The 20,565-nt window shown below is 70.7% G+C and carries 19 protein-coding genes; 14 read left to right on the top strand and 5 right to left on the bottom strand.

Going from position 1 to position 20,565, the window contains the following annotated elements:
• The first annotated feature begins 1 nt into the window (after window position 1).
• The 5 genes from nrfD to ABD948_RS14680 all read left to right on the top strand — a co-directional run bounded on the left by nrfD (window position 2) and on the right by ABD948_RS14680 (window position 5,575).
• Window positions 2-595: an NrfD/PsrC family molybdoenzyme membrane anchor subunit gene (nrfD, locus tag ABD948_RS14660; protein ID WP_345268019.1), complete on the top strand. Its 594-nt coding sequence runs from the start codon at window positions 2-4 to the stop codon at window positions 593-595.
• A gap of 10 nt (window positions 596-605) precedes the next feature.
• Window positions 606-1,919, top strand: coding sequence for a molybdopterin-dependent oxidoreductase (locus ABD948_RS14665; RefSeq protein ID WP_345267105.1), 1,314 nt, complete (start codon window positions 606-608; stop codon window positions 1,917-1,919).
• A 112-nt stretch (window positions 1,920-2,031) separates the two neighbouring features.
• Complete coding sequence (locus ABD948_RS14670; protein ID WP_345267107.1) at window positions 2,032-3,546, top strand: molybdopterin dinucleotide binding domain-containing protein; 1,515 nt, start codon at window positions 2,032-2,034, stop codon at window positions 3,544-3,546.
• The gene (locus ABD948_RS14675) at window positions 3,543-4,466 is read left to right on the top strand and encodes a TorD/DmsD family molecular chaperone (RefSeq protein ID WP_345267109.1); all 924 of its coding nucleotides are present in this window, start codon (window positions 3,543-3,545) and stop codon (window positions 4,464-4,466) included. The genes ABD948_RS14670 and ABD948_RS14675 overlap by 4 nt, the downstream gene beginning before the upstream one ends.
• Window positions 4,463-5,575, top strand: a complete 1,113-nt coding sequence (locus ABD948_RS14680; RefSeq protein WP_345267111.1) for an Mrp/NBP35 family ATP-binding protein — start codon at window positions 4,463-4,465, stop codon at window positions 5,573-5,575. The genes ABD948_RS14675 and ABD948_RS14680 overlap by 4 nt, the downstream gene beginning before the upstream one ends.
• On the opposite strand, the gene ABD948_RS14685 is transcribed toward ABD948_RS14680, so the two are convergent.
• Window positions 5,572-6,516, bottom strand: a complete 945-nt coding sequence (locus ABD948_RS14685) for a LysR family transcriptional regulator (RefSeq protein WP_345267113.1) — start codon at window positions 6,514-6,516, stop codon at window positions 5,572-5,574. The genes ABD948_RS14680 and ABD948_RS14685 overlap by 4 nt on opposite strands.
• Window positions 6,517-6,797: 281 nt before the next feature.
• Entirely contained in the window at window positions 6,798-7,724 is a 927-nt protein-coding gene (locus ABD948_RS14690) for a LysR family transcriptional regulator (protein WP_345267115.1), read from the bottom strand.
• 92 nt (window positions 7,725-7,816) lie between these two features.
• Here ABD948_RS14690 and ABD948_RS14695 point away from each other — a divergent pair, with 92 nt between their 5' ends.
• Window positions 7,817-8,965, top strand: coding sequence for a TDT family transporter (locus tag ABD948_RS14695; protein ID WP_345267117.1), 1,149 nt, complete (start codon window positions 7,817-7,819; stop codon window positions 8,963-8,965).
• Between the two features lie 108 nt (window positions 8,966-9,073).
• Here the strand turns inward: ABD948_RS14695 and ABD948_RS14700 are convergent, their stop codons facing one another.
• Complete coding sequence (locus tag ABD948_RS14700) at window positions 9,074-9,202, bottom strand: hypothetical protein (protein ID WP_345267119.1); 129 nt, start codon at window positions 9,200-9,202, stop codon at window positions 9,074-9,076.
• 129 nt (window positions 9,203-9,331) lie between these two features.
• On the opposite strand from ABD948_RS14700, the gene ABD948_RS14705 reads away from it, so the two are divergent.
• The gene (locus ABD948_RS14705; protein WP_345267121.1) at window positions 9,332-9,811 is read left to right on the top strand and encodes an Lsr2 family DNA-binding protein; all 480 of its coding nucleotides are present in this window, start codon (window positions 9,332-9,334) and stop codon (window positions 9,809-9,811) included.
• Between the two features lie 265 nt (window positions 9,812-10,076).
• Here the strand turns inward: ABD948_RS14705 and ABD948_RS14710 are convergent, their stop codons facing one another.
• On the bottom strand, window positions 10,077-10,733 hold the full coding sequence (locus tag ABD948_RS14710) for a hypothetical protein (protein ID WP_345267122.1): 657 nt from the start codon (window positions 10,731-10,733) through the stop codon (window positions 10,077-10,079).
• Window positions 10,730-11,698, bottom strand: a complete 969-nt coding sequence (locus tag ABD948_RS14715; protein ID WP_345267124.1) for a CPBP family intramembrane glutamic endopeptidase — start codon at window positions 11,696-11,698, stop codon at window positions 10,730-10,732. The genes ABD948_RS14710 and ABD948_RS14715 overlap by 4 nt, the downstream gene beginning before the upstream one ends.
• Window positions 11,699-11,824: 126 nt before the next feature.
• Here ABD948_RS14715 and ABD948_RS14720 point away from each other — a divergent pair, with 126 nt between their 5' ends.
• The 7 genes from ABD948_RS14720 (at window position 11,825) to ABD948_RS14750 (ending at window position 20,501) form a co-directional block, all read left to right on the top strand.
• Window positions 11,825-12,463 (top strand): TetR family transcriptional regulator, encoded by a 639-nt coding sequence (locus tag ABD948_RS14720; RefSeq protein WP_345267126.1) that lies wholly within the window; start codon window positions 11,825-11,827, stop codon window positions 12,461-12,463.
• Window positions 12,464-12,569: 106 nt separating this feature from the next.
• Entirely contained in the window at window positions 12,570-13,619 is a 1,050-nt protein-coding gene (locus ABD948_RS14725; RefSeq protein WP_345267128.1) for an iron-siderophore ABC transporter substrate-binding protein, read from the top strand.
• Between the two features lie 39 nt (window positions 13,620-13,658).
• Complete coding sequence (locus ABD948_RS14730; RefSeq protein WP_345267130.1) at window positions 13,659-14,741, top strand: FecCD family ABC transporter permease; 1,083 nt, start codon at window positions 13,659-13,661, stop codon at window positions 14,739-14,741.
• A complete protein-coding gene (locus ABD948_RS14735; RefSeq protein WP_345267132.1) occupies window positions 14,738-15,826 on the top strand; it encodes a FecCD family ABC transporter permease in 1,089 nt (362 codons plus the stop codon). The genes ABD948_RS14730 and ABD948_RS14735 overlap by 4 nt, the downstream gene beginning before the upstream one ends.
• Window positions 15,823-16,662, top strand: a complete 840-nt coding sequence (locus ABD948_RS14740) for an ABC transporter ATP-binding protein (protein WP_345267134.1) — start codon at window positions 15,823-15,825, stop codon at window positions 16,660-16,662. The genes ABD948_RS14735 and ABD948_RS14740 overlap by 4 nt, the downstream gene beginning before the upstream one ends.
• Before the next feature lie 417 nt (window positions 16,663-17,079).
• Entirely contained in the window at window positions 17,080-19,761 is a 2,682-nt protein-coding gene (gene acnA, locus ABD948_RS14745; protein WP_345267136.1) for an aconitate hydratase AcnA, read from the top strand.
• A 53-nt stretch (window positions 19,762-19,814) separates the two neighbouring features.
• Window positions 19,815-20,501: a TSUP family transporter gene (locus ABD948_RS14750; RefSeq protein ID WP_345267138.1), complete on the top strand. Its 687-nt coding sequence runs from the start codon at window positions 19,815-19,817 to the stop codon at window positions 20,499-20,501.
• Window positions 20,502-20,565: the final 64 nt, after the last annotated feature.

Here is a 20,565-nt window from a genome sequence, read left to right on the forward strand (position 1 = left end):
AATCTTCACTCGCCACCATTGGAGCAGTTGGCTGGTCCGGGGCTCGTTCATCATCGGGGGCTTCGGGACCCTGGTGGTGCTCTACCTCGGGGCCGCGCTCCTGGACCTGCGAACACCGCAGCAGGTGCTTGGGGTGCTGGGGGCTGTGCTGGGGCTGGGAACCGCCTGCTACACCGCCTACCTGTTCGCCCAGGCCAAGGCGCGCGACCTGTGGCAGAGCCCGCTGCTCCCGGCGCACCTGGCGGTGCAGGCGGTTCTCGCCGGAGCTGCGGCGCTGCTTCCCTTCGCGGTTGTCCTCTCCCCGGAGCGTGGCGTGCGGGCGGTCGAGGTGGTCCTGGCCGTGTCCGCGGCGGTGCACCTGTTGCTGGTGTGGACCGAGATCACCCTGCCGCACGTGACCGCGCACGCCCACCTCGCGAGCCGCGAGATGACACACGGCCGGTTCGCGATGTTCTTCCGGGTCGGTGTCGTCGCTGTGTTGGTCGCGGTCGCAGCACCCTGGGTCGGCCTGATCGCGGTTCCTTTCGCACTGGTCGGATTGTTGGCCCATGAGCATGCCTATGTCCAAGCCGGTCAATCAGTTCCGCTGGCCTGAGGAGGTCCCCGTGGCACCCCTGTTTCGTCGTGGTCGTCCCACGTCGCTGTCCGAGCGTGCCGAGCGGGTCTCGGCTGCCCGCACGGAGGTCGAGGCCCGCGGCGAGACGTTCTACCAAGGCCCCAGCGGCGTCCACCTCGCCTCGTTCCCACCCAAGGAGCGGTGGGACGACTGGGTCGATCTCGACTCCCGTGCCTGGCCGCGCCGCGAGGAGCACCACTACATGCTGGTGCCCACGACCTGCTTCAACTGCGAGTCCGCGTGCGGACTCCTGGCCTACGTCGACCGAGACGACCTCCACGTCCGCAAGTTCGAAGGCAACCCCGAACACCCCGGCAGCCGCGGGCGTAACTGCGCCAAGGGGCCGGCCACCCTGAACCAGGTCACCGACCCCGACCGGATCCTCTACCCGCTTCGCCGGGTGGGAGAGCGCGGATCGGGGCAGTGGGAACGGGTCAGCTGGGACGAGGCCCTGGACGCGATCGCGGCCCGGTTGCGCAAGGCCATCGTGGAAGAAAGACAGAACGAGATCATGGTCCACCTCGGTCGACCGGGGGAGGACGGCTACACCGAGAAAGTACTGGCCAGCTGGGGAGTGGACGGGCACAACTCCCACACCAACGTGTGCTCCAGCGGGGGCCGCACCGGCTACCAGTTCTGGATGGGCGCGGACCGCCCGAGCCCGGACCACGCGAACGCGAAGGTGATCTACCTGATCAGCTCGCACCTGGAGACGGGGCACTACTTCAACCCGCACGCGCAGCGGATCACCGATGCGCGGGCCAACGGCGCGAAGCTCATCGTGTTGGACACCCGGTTGTCGAACACCGCCACCCACGCCGACTGGTGGCTCTCCCCGCAGCCTGGCAGCGAAGGCGCGATCAACCTCGCGGTTGCCCAGCACATCATCGCGACCGGACGCTACGACCGAGAGTTCGTGCGCAAGTGGTGGAACTGGCAGGAATACCTCGAGGCCTGCCGGCCCGACCTGCCGGTGACCTTCGAGGCGTTCGAAGGGGAACTGGCCACCCTGTACGCCGAGTTCACCTTCGACTACGCCGCCCAGGAGTCGGGCATCGATGCGGCCACGCTGGCCGAGATGGCCGAGACGGTCGCCCAGGCCGGCACCCGGTTCTCCTCGCACGCCTGGCGATCGGCCGCCGCCTCCAACCTCGGCGGCTGGCAGATCACCCGCACACTCATCTTGATCTCGGCGCTCCTAGGCTCGATCGGCACCGAGGGCGGTCTGTTCGCCAACGCGTGGAACAAGTTCGTTCCCAAGCCGATCCACACCCGCCGCACCCGGGGGTCTGGCAGGAGCTGACCTGGCCGATGGAGTTCCCGCTGGCCCAGACGAGCTCTCCTTCCTGCTGCCGCAGTTCCTCAAGGACGGCCGCGGCAAGCTCGACACCTACTTCATCCGGGTCTACAACCCGGTGTGGACCAACCCCGACGGACTGTCCTGGATGGAGGTGCTCACCGACGAGGACAAGGTGGGCTGCTTCGTCTCACTGACCCCGACCTGGAACGAGTCGGCCTACCTCGCCGACTACGTCCTGCCGATGGGGCACGGCCCGGAACGCCACGACACCCACTCCTATGAGCAGTACGACGGCCAGTGGCTAGGTTTCCGCCAGCCGGTGATCCGCGCGGCACGCGAACGCCTGGGGGAGACCATCACCGACAGCCGCGAGGTCAACCCCGGCGAGGTGTGGGAGGAGAACGAGTGGTGGATCGAGCTGTCCTGGCGCATCGACCCTGACGGCAGCCTCGGCATCCGGCAGTACCACGAGTCGCGCGCCCACCCGGGGGAGAAGCTGAGCGTCGATGAGTATTACGGGTGGATGTTCGAGAACTCCGTGCCGGGGCTTCCTGAGCGCGCCGCGCAAGAGGGTCTGAGTCCGCTGCAGTTCATGCGCCGTTACGGTGCCTTCGAGATCTCCAAGGGCGTCGGGGCGCAGTACACCTTTGAAGTGCCGGCCTCTGAACTGGCCGACACCAACACCACACCCCAGGGCCGGGTCTACACCTCGACGGCGAAGCCTGCGGACCCCAACCTCTCCCCGGTCGCGTCTCCAGAACCCGACGCCCAGGGCCGCCGACCGGTCGGCGTCGACGTCGACGGTGTCGTGCGCAAGGGCTTCCCGACGCCGTCCGGGAAGCTCGAGTTCTGGTCCTCCACCCTCGCCGGCTGGGGCTGGCCCGAGCACGCCATCCCCGGTTACATCAAGAGTCACGTGCACCCCGACGAGCTGGCCCCGGACCAGATGGTGCTGCTGTCCACGTTCCGGCTGCCCACCCAGATCCACACCCGCTCCGGCAACTCCAAGTGGCTCGACGAGCTCGCGCACACCAACCCGGTCTGGGTGCACCCCAGCGACGCCACCCGCCTCGGGGTGGAGCACACCGGTGACCTGCTGCGGGTGCAGACCGACATCGGGTACTTCGTCGCGAAGGCCTGGATCACCGAGGGCATCCGACCCGGTGTCGTCGCCTGCTCCCACCACATGGGCCGCTGGCGTCCCACCCACCAGCAAGGCGGCGGTGTCGGGGCCGTGATGGCAACCGTCGACCTTCAACAGGTGGGCGATGACTGGACGATGCGGCGGGTCAAGAATGTCGAACCCCACGAGACCAGCGACCCCGACACCATGCGGATCTGGTGGAGCGACACCGGGGTGCACCAGAACCTCACGTTCCCGGTCCATCCGGACCCGATCTCTGGCATGCACTGCTGGCACCAAGCGGTCCGGGTCGTCCGAGCCTCACCGGACGACCGGGCCGGTGACATCGCGGTCGACACCGCCAAGGCCCGCGAGGTCTATACGCAGTGGATGGCCAGGACCCGGCCCGCCGGGCAAGTGTCGCCCGACGGCCTGCGCAGGCCGACCTGGCTGATGCGACCCCTCAAGCCGAGTCCGGACACCTTCGTGATCCGAGACCACAGATGAGCACGACCGAGACCCAGAACGTGCATCCCAGCACCGGCCGGACCTCGCAGCACTGGGAGCTGCTGCGAGCCCTGGGCGCGGCCGTGCTCACCCCGGCGCCGGGCAACCGGGAGGTATGCCACGCGCTGGACCTCGCGGCGCCGAGCGGCGCCGAGCACACCGGCGTGTTCGTCCTGGCAGCGCCACCGCATGCGGCCATCCACCTCGGCCCCGAAGGGCAGCTCGGTGGTGAGGGGCTGGACCGGGTCGCCGGCTTCTGGCGGGCCTTGGGTCTGAGGGCACCCGAGGACGCCGACCACCTCGGCACCCTGCTCATGCTCTACGCGGAGCTCGGGACCGCAGAGTCGACGACACCAGACGAGCGGCTTTCGGCTCAGCTTCAACGCTCACGCACCGCCCTGCTGCACGAGCACCTCTGGTCATGGGCGCCCGGATACCTCGCGGCGGTCGAATCCCTCGGTGTGCCCGCGACGACCGCGTGGGCCGACCTCACGCTCCAGGCTCTACAAGCCGAGGTCGTCGACAACCCGACTCCCGCACTACTGCCGCTGGCCCTGCGTTCGGCACCTCCCGGCCTCCAAGCCGACGACTCCCTGGAGGACACCCTGGACGTACTGGTCACCCCCATCCGCTCCGGTTATGTCCTGACCCAGCGCGACCTGCAGGTCGGTGCGACCCGGGCAGACGTCGGGTTCCGTCGCGGCGAACGCCGCTATGCCCTCAAGGCGATGTTGCAACAGGACCCGAGAGCGACCCTCGCCTGGCTGGGCGAGCACGCCTCCGCGTGGTCCGCGATCCACGCCCGTACCGGCCATGATGCGACCAGCACCTGGCGGGACCGGGCCGACCGCACGGCGCAGGTGCTGGTGAGCCTGTTGGAGGAACAGCCTGCTACGCGTTCTAGAGGTGAGGAGCAGTGAGGTTGCTTGCGCGCAACGGACCAGATCAGGACCTGCTGGATGCGGCCGTCGGCTCAGTGCTGGACCCCGAGCTGGATCAGCCCCTCTCCCCGCTCGGCATGGTCAAGGCCATCTCCGTTGGACGCGGAGAAGGCGTAGCGGTCCGCATCCTGCTCACCACCGAAGCCTGTCCGCTGCGCCAACGCATCGCAGACGACGTCGCCACGGCTGTACGCGGGGTCACCCCCGGCGCCATCGTCGAGGTTGCCTTCGACGTCATGAGTGAGGCACAGCGCCAGGAGACGGCCAGGCGCTTCCTGACGGCCAGGACGACCGCAGGTGTGCCCCACAGGGCCGAGGTGTTGGCCGTGGCCAGCGGGAAGGGCGGGGTGGGGAAATCGAGCGTCTCGGCCAACCTCGCGGTCGCCCTAGCCCAGCAGGGCAAGTCGGTCGGTCTCCTCGACGCCGACGTGTGGGGGTACTCGGTGCCCCAACTGTTCGGCGTACGGCGTAGCCCGGTCGCGCTTTACGAGACGATGCTGCCCGTGCAGGCTCACGGCGTACGGCTGATGTCACTCGGGTTCCTCGTCGAGGAGGAAACACCGATCGTGTGGCGCGGACCGATGCTGCACAAGGCACTGACCCAGTTCGTCCAGGACGTGCACTGGGGCGACCTGGACGTCCTGCTGCTCGACCTCCCCCCGGGCACCGGGGACGTGACACTCTCGGTTCTGGAGCTCCTCCCCGATGCCTCCCTGATAGTGGTGACCACACCCCAGCAGGCAGCACGGACGGTCGCAAGCAGGGTCGGGTTGATGGCACGTGAAGCCTCCGTGCCGGTGACCGGCATCATCGAGAACATGACCGGCCTCGTCTGTGGCTCGTGCGGGGCCACAACGGCCCTCTTCGGCGCCGGCGGTGGAGCCGAGCTCGCTGAACAGCTCGGCGCCCCTCTTCTGGGCGGTGTTCCCCTCGACCTGGCCCTGCGGAAGGCCGGTGACAACGGCGAGCCGGTGGTGGTCTCTGCCCCTCAGGCGCCCTCGGCCAGAGCCCTGTCCAGCATCGCGGCCGCACTCAAGCCGGCGCGCCGTTCCCTGGTGGGCCGACAGCTTCCGCTCACCCCTGTCTAGCGCTCAGCCCGGGGTCGACCCGCGCGGAGATGCGCGTGGCGTGCCAGGGCCACGAACGTTCTGCCCGTCCCGAGGAGCGCGCGCCCCGAGGGCCACACCGCGCGCAACGTGCGGGAGAGGTCCAGCTCCGCGACCGGCACCGCCACCAGGCGTCCGTGATCCACCGCATCAGCGACCGCGATCGAGCTGATCACCGCGGGCGCCAGACCGTTCTGGACGGCTGACTTGATGGCGGTCGTGGAGGTCAACTCCAGCATCGGCGGGGCCGTTTCGACCTTGCCCAGTGCCATCGTCAGCGCCCGACCCAACGTCGAACGGGTCCCGGACCCGTGCTCGCGCTGGATCAGCGGTGTCTCCGCCAGCTCGCGTGCCGACAGGGCACGTCGCCGCCGTGCCCAGGAGTGGTCACGCGACACCACGACCTGAAGGACATCGCGTGCGACAGTTTCCGAACGCAGCCCCGGCGGGCGCCCCGGCCCCTCGACGAACCCCAGATCAGTCAGCCCGTCGGTGACGCGGCGCACGACTGTGGTCGAGTTCGCGATCTCCAGGGCAATGGCGAGCTCGGGCTCCTCCTGATGCGCCGTGAGCAACCATGTAGGCATCAGGTACTCAGCGATCGTCATGCTGGACACGATCCGAAGCCGATCTCGATCTTGGGTGCGCAGGGCGTCCACGCCACGTTCGAGGGAGGCAGCAGCCTCGACGACCTCGCGCGCCCAGTCAGCAACCAGGCTGCCCGAGGCCGTGAGACGCGAGCCCTGAGGGCCGCGCTCGATGAGCGCGAGGCCGAGCAGGTGCTCCATCCGGCTGATCCGTGAGCTCACCGCGGGTTGGGTCACGCCGTGTTCCTCGGCGGCCCGGCCCAGACTTCCTAGCCGCGCCACGCTGAGCAACATCTCCATTGCACCGAGATCCGGGACATGAGGCGACAGCGGCATGAGCGAGACCCTATGCCGAACTGGCGTTTGGACCACCGGCCCGCGCCCTAATGTTCGGGCATCCAGGGCACAAGTCTTTGTTGTGGATACACAAGAACCAGTCGGCTAGCGGCATGCCGGGATCGCGGACATCTTGGACGGAAAGGAAGGGAGGTGGCCCAGATGCGGCTCACCAAACCAGGAATTCAGATCGAGGTCGTCGGACTCTACATACTCGGCTTGCTCGTGGTGCTCGGAATCCTTTTCGTGGTCTACCACTTCACTGTGTAAGCGCTCAGGGGTCACCGCTTGGTCGCCCGCGCGATCGCCACGAGGTCACGCACCGCCCCGGCGGGCGGGTTTTTGGTTCCGACCCAGACGGCGCGGAAGTACCGACGTAGGTCGAGGTCTTTGACCGCCACGACGTTCAGGCTCCCGGACTCGACGTCGCGCGCGACGACGCGGCGGCTGAGGAAGGCCGGCGCGCTGCCGGCGATGACCGCCTCGCGGATGGCAGTTGCGGTGGTGAGCTCCACGTCCGGGTCGCCCGACACCAGGCCGTGCTTGGCCAGGGCGATCTCGAGGACCTCGCGGGTGCCGGATCCCTGCTCACGATTGGTCAGCGCAAGCTCGGCCACCTCGTCGGGCGGCAGGGGAGTGCGCCTGCGGCTCAGCGGTGTACCGGTTGCCGTGACCAGGACGAGCTCGTCGTGGGCGACGGTCACCGACCGCACCCCGACCGGCGCCTCGACTCCCTCGACGAAGCCCACGTGGGCCGTCCCTGCGCGAACCGCTTCGACCACGTCGCGGCTGTTGGAGGCATGGAGACTCGCTGCCGTCGCCCGGTAGCCCTCGCCCAGCTGTCGTTGGCGCAGCTGCACCAGCCAGCGGGGGATGAGACTTTCCGCGATGGTCATGCTGGCCCACACCACGAGCTCGCGACTGCGGTCGCCACGCAGTCCCTCGATCGCGGTGTCCACCTCGTCGGCCAGGTCAAGCAGCCGCGCCGCCCACTCTGTGACGACCACGCCGGCCTCGGTGAGCTGTGAACCACGTGCGCCGCGTCGCACGAGCGTCAGTCCGGTCTGGGCCTCCATCGCCCGCACCCGTTCGGACGCGGCCTGCTGGCTGATGCCGTTGGTGCGTGCCGTGGCGCCGATGCTGCCATGCCGGGCGATGCCCACCAGCAGCCGCAGTCCATCGAGGTCAGGAAGGTGGGAAGCGGACACAGGACAACCCTACGGCAGTCACAAGCTCTGGTTGTGCATGCACAAGGGGGCGGGGACTACTGACCCACCCCGCGCGATCGCAGACTGAACACATGAGCACTCTTCAAGCCCGCACCAGCACCAGCACCAGTGAGCGCCCGGTGGATCGTCGTTCCTTCCTGTCTGCTCTCCAGGGACAGCCCGCGTTCGGGTTCATCGGCCCGAACTGGTTCGCCTCGGTGATGGGCACCGGCATCGTCGCGAACGCCGCAGCGACGTTGCCCGTCAAGGTCCCCGGGCTGCTGCTCTTCGCACGGACCGTGTGGGTGCTCGACGTGATCCTGCTCGCCGTCATCAGCACCGCGACAATCATCCACTGGACGCAGCACCCCCGCACCGCGCGGGGACACCTCGACAACCCGGCGATGTCGCACTTCTACGGCGCGCCGGCCATGGCGCTGATGACCGTCGGTGCAGGAGCCCTGCTGGTCGGTCAGCCGCTGGTCGGCCAAGCGACAGCGGTCGGCATGGACTTCGTGCTCTGGACCGCCGGCACCCTGCTCGGTCTCTGGACCGCGGTGGCCGTGCCCTACAAGGCCTTCACCACCCACGAGGTGAAGCCGGACGCCGCCTTCGGCGGTTGGCTGATGCCGATCGTGCCGCCCATGGTGAGCGCGGCCACCGGCCCACTGCTGATCCCCCACCTGCCCGCCGGTCAGTGGCAGCTCACCATGCAGCTGGCCTGCACGATGATGTTCGGCCTGACCATCGTGGCCAGCCTGGTCGTGATCACGATGATCTGGACCCGGCTGGTGCACCACAAGGTCGGGGCCGCTGCTGCGGCGCCCACGCTGTGGATCGTGCTCGGCCCGCTCGGCCAGTCGATCACCGCCGCACACACCCTGGGGGCGACAGCCACCGGCGTCTACCCCGCGCCGTACGGGCGCGCCTTCGAGGCCATGGGGCTCGTCTACGGCGCACCCATGTGGGGGTTCGCCATGCTGTGGCTGGCGCTCGTGATCGCCATCACGATCCGCACCGTGCGCGCAGGCATGCCCTTCTCGCTGACCTGGTGGTCCTTCACCTTCCCGGTCGGCACCGTCGTCACCGGGACGTCAGGACTGGCCGCCATCACGGGAGCGCACTTCCTGGCAGTCGCTGCGGTGCTCTTCTACGCCGGCCTCCTGCTCGCCTGGGGCACGGTGGCGGTGCGTACCGGGCGCGGAGTGTTCTCCGGCCACCTGCTGCGCGCCCCGGCCTGACCTCCCTCGGTCCCCGGACTGTGCTGAGCCGGCACATCGGCATGGTCGGGCGCACGTCGCGAGCGACTGGATTCGACACATCATCGAAATGTCAGGCAGCGATGTGAGTCAGGCCTGCGCCTGGTGGTCGAGCCGGTGGCGAAGGGTGCGGTACCCGATGCCGATGGCGAGCACGACGACGCCTGGGTGACAGCTGGCGGGCAGGGTGAGGATCAGGATGCCGGAGGACTTCGTCATCGCGCGCAACACCGAACCCGGATCGACGTTCCCGTACCTGCTCCGGATCCCGCTCGAGGAGGGAATCATCCTCAAGGCGAAGGACGTGTGGCCGCGCACCGGCAAGGTCTACTGCCACCGGCTCGAGGAGTGGCCACCCGACGCCGAGATCGTCGAGCAGGTGGCGGTGCGGTCCTGCGTACGACGGGGCGCGGCGAGCTCTCCGGGATCCCGCGCGCCGCGGTGGTCGTCGAAGAGGGCTACTCGCGGGGCTTCAAGGTCGACTACGTCCGGCCGAGTCTCGTGGCCGAAGGCATCACCGAGTGCCAGATCCGGTTCCCCAACGTTCCGATCATCTTCTGCGAGACCCGCAAGCTCGCCCAGGAGTGGACCTACCGCTTCCTCGCGGCTGCGCGCGTAGGACTGGCCGAGGAGATGGTCGGCGCCAATGCCGCACGAGCCCTCGAATCGGCACCGCCGCTCGCGCCCGCACCGCCGACCCCGGCGTACGCACGTCGCTGGGCGTCCACGCACGACATCGTCGTCTCCGACCGCGGCCGGATCCCCGTGGCGCTGATGGATCAGTACCTCGAAGCACGCGCTCGCGGCGACACCTCAACATGCAGTTGATTGCGACCGTCGGTGCCCGCAGACACGAGGGCTCGGAATGGGCTCGCTTTGATTCGCAAGCTCCCTCAGCGGCGTGCTGACGACCCCAGACCTCTCGGGCGGCATCGCTGCAGGTCAGAGGTCGGTTTCGCCTCCTGACCGCAGCTGACCGCAAAGGATCGCGTCTACGCTCAGGAGCGTCGGCGTCTTCCCGATGACCCACCACGTGGAGTGCGTGGCGCTGCTCGCGCCCCGGTGAGCGGGTCGCCCGTCGGTCACGGGTGGCTCAGGTGGCGGCGCCGCCGTCGAGCAGCCAGTGGTACTTCAGCCGGAGCGCACGCTCGACGGCGGCCAGGGCCGCGCCCAGCCCGAGGGCCAGGTTGAGCCAGACGGGGGGCCGCCACGGCGACTCGAACGTGCCCAGCGTCGAGGCGATCGGCGGGATCTGCGAGACGGGCTCGGCCGCCTGCAGCGCGCCCACGACCAGACCGGCGGTCAGCAGCAGGACCGAGAACGCGCCGACGAGGGCACTGGCCCGCGGGTGGCGGCGCGCGAGTCGGAGCCGCCGTCCCTCCGCCGAGGCGGGGTCCGGCTGGAGGGAGCGGACCTCGCCGTCCAGGGTCACGAGGCGGCAGGTGCGGAGCCCCGCGGGGCCGCGGCGCACCTCGATGTGACCGCCCTCGACCGGGAACCGCGCCGGCAGCCGGGACTGCAGCCGCAGCTCGCCGTCGACGTAGAGGCCGGCGCGCACCACGCCGTCGGAGTCGCCCCCGTGCCTGACTTCCACGGTGTGCACGACCGGCCGCCCCTCGACCTCCAGGGTGGTGGACAGCAGGGAGCGACGCAACAGGTGCCACCACCGGAACGGCCTCAGCGGCCGCCCGTCGGCAGGGCGGGCGCGCCGCGCGAGCCGGCGGTCGTTCCACCCGGCGAGCACCGTCACCGCCCTCCGGCTCCGACGACCACCCGGTCTCCGGCGGCGGCGCGGGGGGTGCGGACGGGGCCGCTGCGGCGGGTGAGCCACCACACGATGGCCGTCGCGAGCACGACGGCTCCCGCAGGGCCCAGGTTCACCGGAGACCCGGCCGCACTCTCGCGGCTGTCGAGCTGCCCGAGCAGGTCCAGGTGCAGGGTGACCGCGAGCAGGATCGCCAGGTTGTACACGGCGTGCAGCACCACGGCGGTCTCCAGTCCTCCCGTGCGCCAGGTCACCACCGCCATCGAGCCGAAGAGCAGCAGGTAGGAGGTGAGCAGGTAGGGGTCGATGGTCCCGTGCACCAGGGAGAAGGCGACCGTCGTGACGACGACGCCGGTCACCAGCCCGGCTCGTGGGCTGCGCGACCAGCCCCCGACGACCCGGAACATCAGCCCCCGGAAGCCGTACTCCTCGCCGGCGGCCGCCAACGGACTGATGAGCAGGCCGCCGAGGAACATCACCACCAGGTCGCTGCTGCTCCAGGCGACCCGCTCACCGCCCAGCAGCGCGGCGGTGACCCCGACGGCGACCAGCACGAGCGGCCCGAGCAGCAGCAGCGTCCGGCCCAGCACGTCGAAGCGGAACCGCCCGGTCACCGAGTGCAGGCTCGACGGCGCCACCCCGTACAGCAGTCGCTGGACGAGCATGGACCACGGGATGAGCAGCGCCAGCGAGAGGGATCCGGCCAGCAGGGTCAGCGGCGAGGTGGCCGGGTCGCGGTCGAGGACCCGGGTGTCGAGCAGCTCGGCGCCCTGCACGAGGAGCAGCGAGAAGCCGACGAGCCCCGCGAGGAGCAGCACGATGGCGAGCAGGCCGCGCAGCACCCGGGGCCGCTCGCCGGTCAGCACCCGGTGGTACTCGACACCGGCGGGGACCCCGGTGGGGAGCGCCCGCGACGGGTGGTCGCGCAGCAGCCAGGGATCGGTCGTCATGGGGTCTCCTCGTGGGTCGACGTCCGGCGGTGCCGGGCGTGAGTAGTACGCTGTGCTAGTGACGACGGGGAAACTAGCACGCTGTACTAGTAGGGGCGAATCGCGGACGGCCCCGTGGGGGCGGGGGTGACGCCGGCGAGCTCCGGCCGCCCGGACGAGGCCGAGCGGGACGGGCTCGGCACGCGCGACCGGATCCTCGTCGCGGCGGCCACGATGCTCGGCGAGGACCCGACCGCCCGCCTCAGCGTGCGCGGCGTGGCGGCGCGCGCCGGCGTCAGCGTGGGGTCGCTGCGCCACTTCTTCCCGACCCAGCGCCAGCTGCTCGACACGGTCGTGGCGGGACTGGCGGCGCTGGAGCTGCCCGACGACCCGCTCGCGGACCGCTCGCGCAGCGCGAGCGACCGCCTGCTCACCGCGCTGCAGCTGGTCCTCGCCGAGGTGGGGGCCGGAGAGCAGGCGAGGAGGCACGTCTCCTCGCTGCACGCCGCCTACGTCGCCTCACCGCCGGGGGAGGACGCCGAGCACGCCTTCCACGCGCTCGAGCGCCTCTCCCTGGGCAGGATCGAGGGGTGGCTCGCCGGGCTCCGCGAGGAGGGAGTGGCCCTGCGCGAGGGGGTCGACGACGTCGAGACGGCGGCCCGCTTTCTGCTCACCGTGCTGAACGGGCTCGCGCTCGAGCGTGCCCTGCCGGGCGCCCCCGCGCGCGTGGCCGGCGAGGAGGTCGCCCTGCGGATCGCCGTGGAGGCCGTGCTCGCGACCGGCTGAGGCGGCTCACGGACTGTCGCGCGCATCACACGCGCATCCGGTTGCGCGTCTCCACGGCGCAGGGCTTAGGGTTGCCTCACCTAAGCCTCAGAAAGCGAGACCAAGCATGCGTGCACGACGACTCATCGGGACCGTGGCGGCCCTGTCCGCCTCCGCCGTCCTGGTCGCCTGCGGATCCGACGACACCTCCGAGGGGTCCGCGGGCGCCGAGGGCGGCACCGCGGCCGGCGCGGACGCGGACGCCTTCCCCGTCACGATCGAGCACGCCTTCGGCGAGACCACCATCGAGGAGGCGCCCGAGCGTGTCGCCACCGTGTCCTGGGGCAACCACGAGGTGCCGCTGGCCCTCGGCGTCGTGCCGGTGGGCATGAGCGAGGCCACCTGGGGCGACGACGACGGCGACGGCGTGCTGCCGTGGGTCGAGGAGAAGCTCACCGAGCTCGGCGCCGAGACGCCCGTGCTGTTCGACGAGACCGAGGGCCTGGACTTCGAGGGCGTGGCCGACACCGCCCCCGACGTCATCCTCGCCTCCTACTCGGGCATGACGCAGGAGGAGTACGACACGCTGAGCCAGATCGCGCCCGTCGTCGCGTACCCGGACGTCGCCTGGAGCACCTCGGTCGACGAGATGATCCTGATGAACAGCCGGGCCATGGGCATGGAGGCCGAGGGCGAGCAGCTGGTGGAGGACCTCGAGACCCAGGTGAGCGAGGCGTTCGCCGCCGAGCCGGACCTCGAGGGCAAGAGCGTCGCCTTCACCTTCACCGACCCCACCGACCTCAGCCAGATCGGCTTCTACAGCAACCTCGACCCGCGCCCGGAGTTCCTCACCGAGCACGGCCTGGTGGAGTCCCCGGCCGTGGCCGAGGCCTCGGCGGGCAGCGACGAGTTCTACCTGACGATCAGCGCGGAGGAGGCCGACAAGTTCGCCGACACCGACCTGTTCGTCACCTACGGCACCGAGGACCTGCTCGAGCAGGTGCAGGCCGACCCGCTGCTCTCGCAGATCCCCGCCATCGAGAACGGCGCGGTGGCGGTCCTGCCGGACTCCACCCCGCTGGCGGCCGCGGCCAACCCGACGCCGCTCTCGATCCCCTGGGGCATCGAGGAGTACGTGGGCTTCCTGGCCGACGCCGCCGCCAACGCCCAGGGCTGACCGGGACCGACCACACCGTGAGCCAGCCGTGACCCAGCCATGACCCAGCTCGCCCGCCTTGCCGGGGCACCGGAGCGCCCGCAGCCGCGCGAGGCCGTCGCCAGCCGACGGCCCCGCGTGGCCGCGCGCACCCTCTGGTTCGCCGTGGCCGTGGTGCTCGCGCTTGGCGCGGCCCTGGCCTCCGTGGCCCTCGGGACCCGCGTGATGGGTCCGGGCGAGGTGCTCGACGGGCTGGGCGGCGTGCTGGCGGGCGACCAGGCCGGCGGTGTGGCCCAGGCGGCGGTGGAGAAGCGGATCCCGCGCACCCTGCTCGCCGTGCTCGTGGGCGCCGCCCTGGGCGCGGCCGGCGCCGTCATGCAGGGCATCACCCGCAACCCCCTGGCCGAGCCGTGGATCCTCGGCGTCACGCCGGGGGCCTCGCTGGCCGTCGTCACCGGCATCGCGTTCTTCGGCCTCGCCTCGCCCGCCAGCTACATCTGGGTCGCCATCGCGGGGGCGGCGGGGGCGGCGGTCTTCGTCTACGCGGTCGGCTCACTGGGCCGCGGGGGAGCGACGCCGTTGAAGCTCGCCCTCGCCGGCGCGGCGTCGTCCGCCGCGTTCACCTCGCTGATCAGCGCGATCCTGCTGCCCCGCATCGACGTCATGAACCAGTTCCGGTTCTGGCAGATCGGCGGTGTCGGCGGTGCCGACTACGCGCGGATCGGTCAGGTGCTGCCGTTCCTGCTCGTTGGCGTCGTGCTCTGCCTGGCCTGTGCGCGTGGCTTGAACTCGATGGCGCTGGGCGACGACGTCGCCGCGGGCCTGGGCCAGAACGTGGTGCTCATCCGCACACTGGCCGGCCTCGGCGCGGTGATCCTGTGCGGCGCCGCCACCGCCGTCGCCGGGCCGATCGGCTTCGTCGGTCTCGTGGTGCCCCACCTGTGCCGCCTGCTGGTGGGCATCGACCACCGCTGGCTGCTGCCGGCCTCGATGGTGCTCGGCGCCGCGCTGCTCACCGCCGCCGACGTCGTGGGCCGAGTCGTGGCCCGGCCCTCCGAGGTCGACGTCGGCATCGTCACCGCCTTCATCGGTGCCCCGGTCTTCATCTGGATCGTCCGACGCACGAAGCTGCGTGCCCTGTGACCGCGCTGCTCGGCACCACCACCGGACCCGCCTCGGCTCCCGGGGGCGGCGGGGACCCGCGCGGCGCCGCGACCCGGCACGGCCGCGCCCGGGCCCGCCGCTCACGCCGCCGGATCGTCGTCACCCTCCTGCTGGCGGTGCTGCTGCTCGCGGTGGTGGCCACCAGCCTGATGGTCGGCCAGACCTTCTACACCCCCGGCGAGGTCGTGCGGGTCATCCTCGGCGAGCAGGTGCCCGGCGCCTCGTTCACCGTCGGCACGCTGCGGCTGCCGCGGGTGGTGATGGCGGTGCTCACCGGTACCGCGTTCGGCCTGGCCGGCATCGCCTTCCAGACGCTGCTGCGCAACGCGCTCGCCGCCCCCGACATCATCGGGATCAGTGCGGGTGCCAGCGCGGCCGCCGTCGTCGGCCTGGTGGTGCTGGGGCTCAGCGAGGGGCTCGTCTCGATCGTCGCGGTCGTCGCCGGGCTGGCGACTGCCCTGCTGATCTACCTGCTCGCTTTCAAGGACGGCGTGGTGGGCACCCGGCTGATCCTGATCGGCATCGGCATCTCCGCGATGCTCGAGAGCGTCGTGGCCTACGTGATCGTGCGCGCCGCCGAGTGGGACCTGCAGGTGGCCATGCGCTGGCTCACCGGCAGCCTCAACAACGCCCAGTGGAGCGCCATCTTGCCGCTGGCACTCGCGATCGCCTGCTTCGCGCCGCTGCTGCTCAGCCAGGCCCGCAACCTGCAGCTGATGCAGCAGGGCGACGACTCCGCCACCGCCCTCGGCGTCCGTGTGGAGCGCACCCGACTGCTGGTCATCCTCAGCGCCGTCGCGCTGATCTCCTTCGCCACTGCGGCCTCGGGTCCGATCGCCTTCGTGGCATTCCTGGCCGGCCCCATCGCCGCCCGCCTGGTGGGCCCCGGCTCGCTGATGGTGCCCTCCGCCCTGGTCGGCGCGCTGCTCGTGTGCAGCGCCGACCTGGTCGGGCAGTTCGCCTTCGACGCCCGCTACCCGGTCGGTGTGATCACCGGCGGCCTCGGCGCGCCGTTCCTCGTCTACCTGCTCATCCGCACCAACCGCGCCGGAGGGTCCCTGTGAGCGCCGCCCCGTCCACCCCGCTCGGCCGCGCCGCGGAGCACACGCTCGCCGTCGACGGCGTCACGCTCGGCTACGGCGACCGCACCGTCATCGAGGGCTTCGACCTGCCCGTGCCCGCCGGGCAGATCACCTGCATCGTCGGTGCCAACGCCTGCGGCAAGTCCACCTTGCTGCGGGCCATGGCGCGGCTGCTCGCGCCGCGCTCGGGCCAGGTGCTGCTCGACGGCAAGGCGGTGCACAGGCTTCCCACCAAGCAGGTCGCCCGCACCCTCGGCCTGCTGCCGCAGTCGCCGCTGGCGCCCGAGGGGATCGTCGTCGGCGACCTGGTGGCGCGGGGGCGCCACCCCCACCAGCGGGTGCTCGCGCGGTGGAGCGCCGAGGACGAGGCCGCCGTCGCCGGTGCACTCGAGGTCACCGAGACCGCCGAGCTGGCCGACCGGCCCGTCGACGAGCTCTCCGGCGGCCAGCGCCAGCGCGTGTGGATCGCCATGGCGCTGGCCCAGCAGACCGACCTGCTGCTGCTCGACGAGCCGACGACCTTCCTCGACGTCAGCCACCAGGTCGACGTGCTCGACCTGCTGACCGAGCTCAACCGCGAGCGGGGCACCACGATCGTGATGGTGCTGCACGACCTCAACCTCGCCGCCCGCTACGCCGACCACTTGGTCGCCGTCTGCGAGGGCCGGCTGCACGCTGCCGGCGAGCCCGCCGAGGTGCTCACCGCCGAGGTGGTGCAGGAGGTGTTCGGCATGCGCAGCCGGATCATCACCGACCCCGTCTCCGGCAAGCCGCTGGTGCTGCCGATCGGGCGTCACCACGCCGTCGACGCCGGCTGACGCGTCCGGGGGTCACGCACCACGCGTCCCACCTGTCGCAGGTTTCCCCGGTCGGCCGGGGACTGTGCAGCTTGTCGGCCCACATTTCGGCCCACAAGCTTGGGAGTACCCGGTCGACCGGGGAAATCCACCGGGCCGCCCCGTCATCCGGCGGAAGGACACCGGTCGGCGCTCGGCCGACCCGGGGAGCTCTGACGACGCGGGTGCACAGCGCGCTGGGCTGATCGCTCGACGTCATGTATCTTGATGTCAAGACAAATGCCGACGGGGTACCGGCCTCCGGACACGACCGTTAGGCCCGCCTTACTACCCGGGGTGCTCACCCCGGCGGCAAGATGGAGGCGGCCGACGACGGACGTCGCCCCGCAGGCAGCAGCACCCGTACGCAGCACGCACCCACTCACGAGGAGATGGCGGATGGCCAGCAAGGACAGCTTCGGCGCGAAGAGCAGCCTCGACGTCGACGGCAAGAGCTACGAGATCTTCCGGCTCGACGCCGTCACCGGGGAGGGCCTCGACGTCGCGTCGCTGCCGTTCTCGCTCAAGGTGCTGCTGGAGAACCTCCTGCGCACCGAGGACGGTGCCGACATCACCGCCGAGGACATCAAGGCGATCGCCGGGTGGGACGCCGACGCGGACCCCAGCAAGGAGATCCAGTTCACGCCGGCGCGCGTGATCATGCAGGACTTCACCGGCGTGCCCTGCGTCGTCGACCTCGCCACCATGCGCGAGGCGATGGCCGAGCTGGGTGGCGACCCCTCCAAGATCAACCCGCTCGCTCCCGCCGAGATGGTCATCGACCACTCCGTGATCGCCGACGTCTTCGGCACGCCCGAGGCGTTCGAGCGCAACGTCGAGATCGAGTACGAGCGCAACCGCGAGCGCTACCAGTTCCTGCGGTGGGGCCAGGGCGCCTTCGACGACTTCAAGGTCGTCCCGCCGGGCACCGGCATCGTGCACCAGGTCAACATCGAGCACCTGGCCCGCACCGTGTTCACCCGTGAGGTCGACGGCGTGCTGCAGGCCTACCCCGACACCTGCGTCGGCACCGACTCCCACACCACGATGGTCAACGGCATCGGCGTGGTGGGCTGGGGCGTCGGCGGCATCGAGGCCGAGGCCGCGATGCTCGGCCAGCCGGTCTCGATGCTCATCCCGCGCGTCGTGGGCTTCAAGCTCAACGGCGACCTGCCCGAGGGCTCGACGGCCACCGACCTGGTGCTCACGATCACCGAGATGCTGCGCAAGCACGGCGTGGTCGGCAAGTTCGTGGAGTTCTACGGCCCCGGTGTCTCCGCGCTGCCGCTGGCCAACCGCGCCACCATCGGCAACATGAGCCCCGAGTTCGGCTCCACCATCGCGGTCTTCCCGATCGACGAGCAGACCATCGAGTACCTCAAGCTCACCGGCCGCTCCGCCGAGCAGCTGGCGCTGGTCGAGACCTACGCCAAGGAGCAGGGTCTCTGGCACGACCCGTCGGCCGAGCCCCGCTACTCCGAGCAGCTCGAGCTCGACGTCTCGACCGTCGTCCCCAGCCTGGCCGGGCCCAAGCGCCCGCAGGACCGCGTGGAGGTCAGCGAGGCCGGACCGAAGTTCCGCGAGGCACTGGCCGACTACACCGATGACGCCGACAAGACCGTCGACCTCGAGATCGACGGCCAGCAGGTGACCATCGGGCACGGCGCCGTCACCATCGCCGCCATCACCTCGTGCACCAACACCTCCAACCCGTCGGTGATGATCGCAGCCGCCCTGCTGGCCAAGAACGCCGTCGAGAAGGGCCTCGCGCGCAAGCCGTGGGTCAAGACGACGCTGGCGCCGGGCTCCAAGGTCGTCTCGGACTACTACGACAAGGCGGGGCTGACCCCCTACCTCGACAAGCTGGGCTTCAACCTGGTCGGGTACGGCTGCACCACCTGCATCGGCAACTCCGGCCCGCTCATCCCCGAGGTCTCGGCCGCCGTCAACGAGGGCGACCTGGCCGTCACCTCGGTGCTCTCGGGCAACCGCAACTTCGAGGGTCGGATCAACCCCGACGTGAAGATGAACTACCTGGCCTCTCCGCCGCTGGTCGTGGCCTACGCCCTCGCCGGCTCGATGGACCTCGACCTGTTCGGCGACTCGCTGGGCAAGGACACCGAGGGCAACGACGTGTTCCTCAAGGACATCTGGCCCTCGCCCGCCGAGGTCGAGCGCGTGATCGGCGAGGCGATCAGCTCCGAGATGTTCGGCGACAGCTACGAGGACGTCTTCGCCGGCGACGAGGCGTGGCGCTCGCTGCCCACGCCCGAGGGCAAGACCTTCGCCTGGGACCACGAGTCCACCTACGTGCGCAAGCCTCCCTACTTCGACGGGATGCCCGAGGAGCCCGAGCCGGTCGCCGACATCGAGGGCGCGCGGGTGCTGCTGAAGCTGGGCGACTCGGTCACCACCGACCACATCAGCCCGGCCGGCGCGATCAAGAAGGACAGCCCCGCCGGCAGGTACCTGGCCGAGCACGGCGTCGAGCAGCGCGACTTCAACTCCTACGGCTCGCGCCGCGGCAACCACGAGGTGATGATCCGGGGCACGTTCGCCAACATCCGGCTGCGCAACCAGATCGCCCCGGGCACCGAGGGCGGCTTCACCCGCGACTTCACCGCGGGCGAGGGCGACGACGCGCCCGTGACGTCGATCTACGAGGCGTCGGAGTCCTACGCCGCCGCCGGCATCCCGCTGGTGGTCCTGTGCGGCAAGGAGTACGGCTCGGGCTCCTCGCGCGACTGGGCCGCCAAGGGCACCTCGCTGCTCGGCGTCAAGGCGGTCATCGCGGAGAGCTACGAGCGCATCCACCGCTCCAACCTGATCGGCATGGGCGTCATCCCGCTGCAGTTCCCCGAGGGCCAGTCGGCGGAGTCGCTGGGCCTGACCGGTGAGGAGACCTTCTCGATCTCGGGCATCACCGAGCTCAACGAGGGCCGCACCCCGCGCACCGTCAAGGTCACGGCGGGCGAGGTGGAGTTCGACGCCGTCGTGCGCATCGACACCCCGGGCGAGGCCAACTACTACCGCAACGGCGGCATCATGCAGTACGTGCTGCGCAACCTGCGGCGCGGCTGATCCCGCACGAGATCCTGGGCGTCGGTCCGGGAGCGCTCGCCACCATCGTGGCGGTGCTCCTGGCCGGCGCCTTCGTGCAGGGCGTCGTCGGTCTCGGCATCGGCCTGCTCACCGCGCCCGTCGTGAGCCTGCTGGAGCCGCAGCTGATGCCGGGCTACCTGCTGCTGCTCGTGGTGCTGATGCCCGTCGTGACGCTGCGCCACGAGCGCGGGGGCGTGCACTGGCGGGGGCTCGCGTGGTCACTGCCGATGCGCGTGCCCGGCACCGCCGTCGGCGTCTGGCTGGTGGCGGTGCTGGCCGACCGGTGGATCGGCCTCGCGGTCGGGGTGATGGTGCTGGTCGCCGTCGTCGCGTCCTCGCAGACCGTCGCGGTGCCCATCAACCGCGGCACCCTCGGTGTCGCCGGCTTCGTCTCCGGCGTCACGGGCACGGCGACCTCGATCGGGGGGCCACCGATCGCGCTGCTCTACCAGTCCTGGCCCGCCCAGCGGGTGCGCCCCACCATGGCGGTCTACTTCCTGGTCGGGGCGACCCTGAGCCTGGTGGGACTCTCGGTGACCGGTGAGATCACCCGGGCGCAGGTGCTGCTCGCCGCCGTCAGCGTGCCGGTGCTGCTGCTCGGCGACCTGCTGGCCCGCCGGTGGCGTGACCGGCTCGCCGGTCCGGCCTTCCGCTCGGCGGTGCTCGTGGTGTGCCTGGTCTCGGCCCTGGCGCTGGTGCTGCGCAGCCTGCTGCCGTGACGAGCGCGCGAAACGCCGCCGGCGTGATGCCCCGTGGCGGTGCGGCTCTGCGAGGCTGGGGCGC

The sequence above is a fragment of the Nocardioides nanhaiensis genome, from assembly GCF_039542785.1.
In the GTDB taxonomy this organism is placed as follows: Bacteria; Actinomycetota; Actinomycetes; order Propionibacteriales; family Nocardioidaceae; genus Nocardioides; species Nocardioides nanhaiensis.

What these genes read in the sequence shown, in the direction of transcription:
- ABD948_RS14675 (WP_345267109.1), top strand. Translation starts at nt 3,543, where the DNA reads ATGAGCACGACCGAGACCCAGAACGTGCATCCCAGCACCGGCCGGACC.
- acnA (WP_345267136.1), top strand. Translation starts at nt 17,080, where the DNA reads ATGGCCAGCAAGGACAGCTTCGGCGCGAAGAGCAGCCTCGACGTCGAC.
- ABD948_RS14700 (WP_345267119.1), bottom strand. Translation starts at nt 9,202, where the DNA reads ATGACGAAGTCCTCCGGCATCCTGATCCTCACCCTGCCCGCCAGCTGT.
- ABD948_RS14725 (WP_345267128.1), top strand. Translation starts at nt 12,570, where the DNA reads ATGCGTGCACGACGACTCATCGGGACCGTGGCGGCCCTGTCCGCCTCC.
- ABD948_RS14685 (WP_345267113.1), bottom strand. Translation starts at nt 6,516, where the DNA reads ATGCCGCTGTCGCCTCATGTCCCGGATCTCGGTGCAATGGAGATGTTG.
- ABD948_RS14695 (WP_345267117.1), top strand. Translation starts at nt 7,817, where the DNA reads ATGAGCACTCTTCAAGCCCGCACCAGCACCAGCACCAGTGAGCGCCCG.
- ABD948_RS14715 (WP_345267124.1), bottom strand. Translation starts at nt 11,698, where the DNA reads ATGACGACCGATCCCTGGCTGCTGCGCGACCACCCGTCGCGGGCGCTC.
- ABD948_RS14730 (WP_345267130.1), top strand. Translation starts at nt 13,659, where the DNA reads ATGACCCAGCTCGCCCGCCTTGCCGGGGCACCGGAGCGCCCGCAGCCG.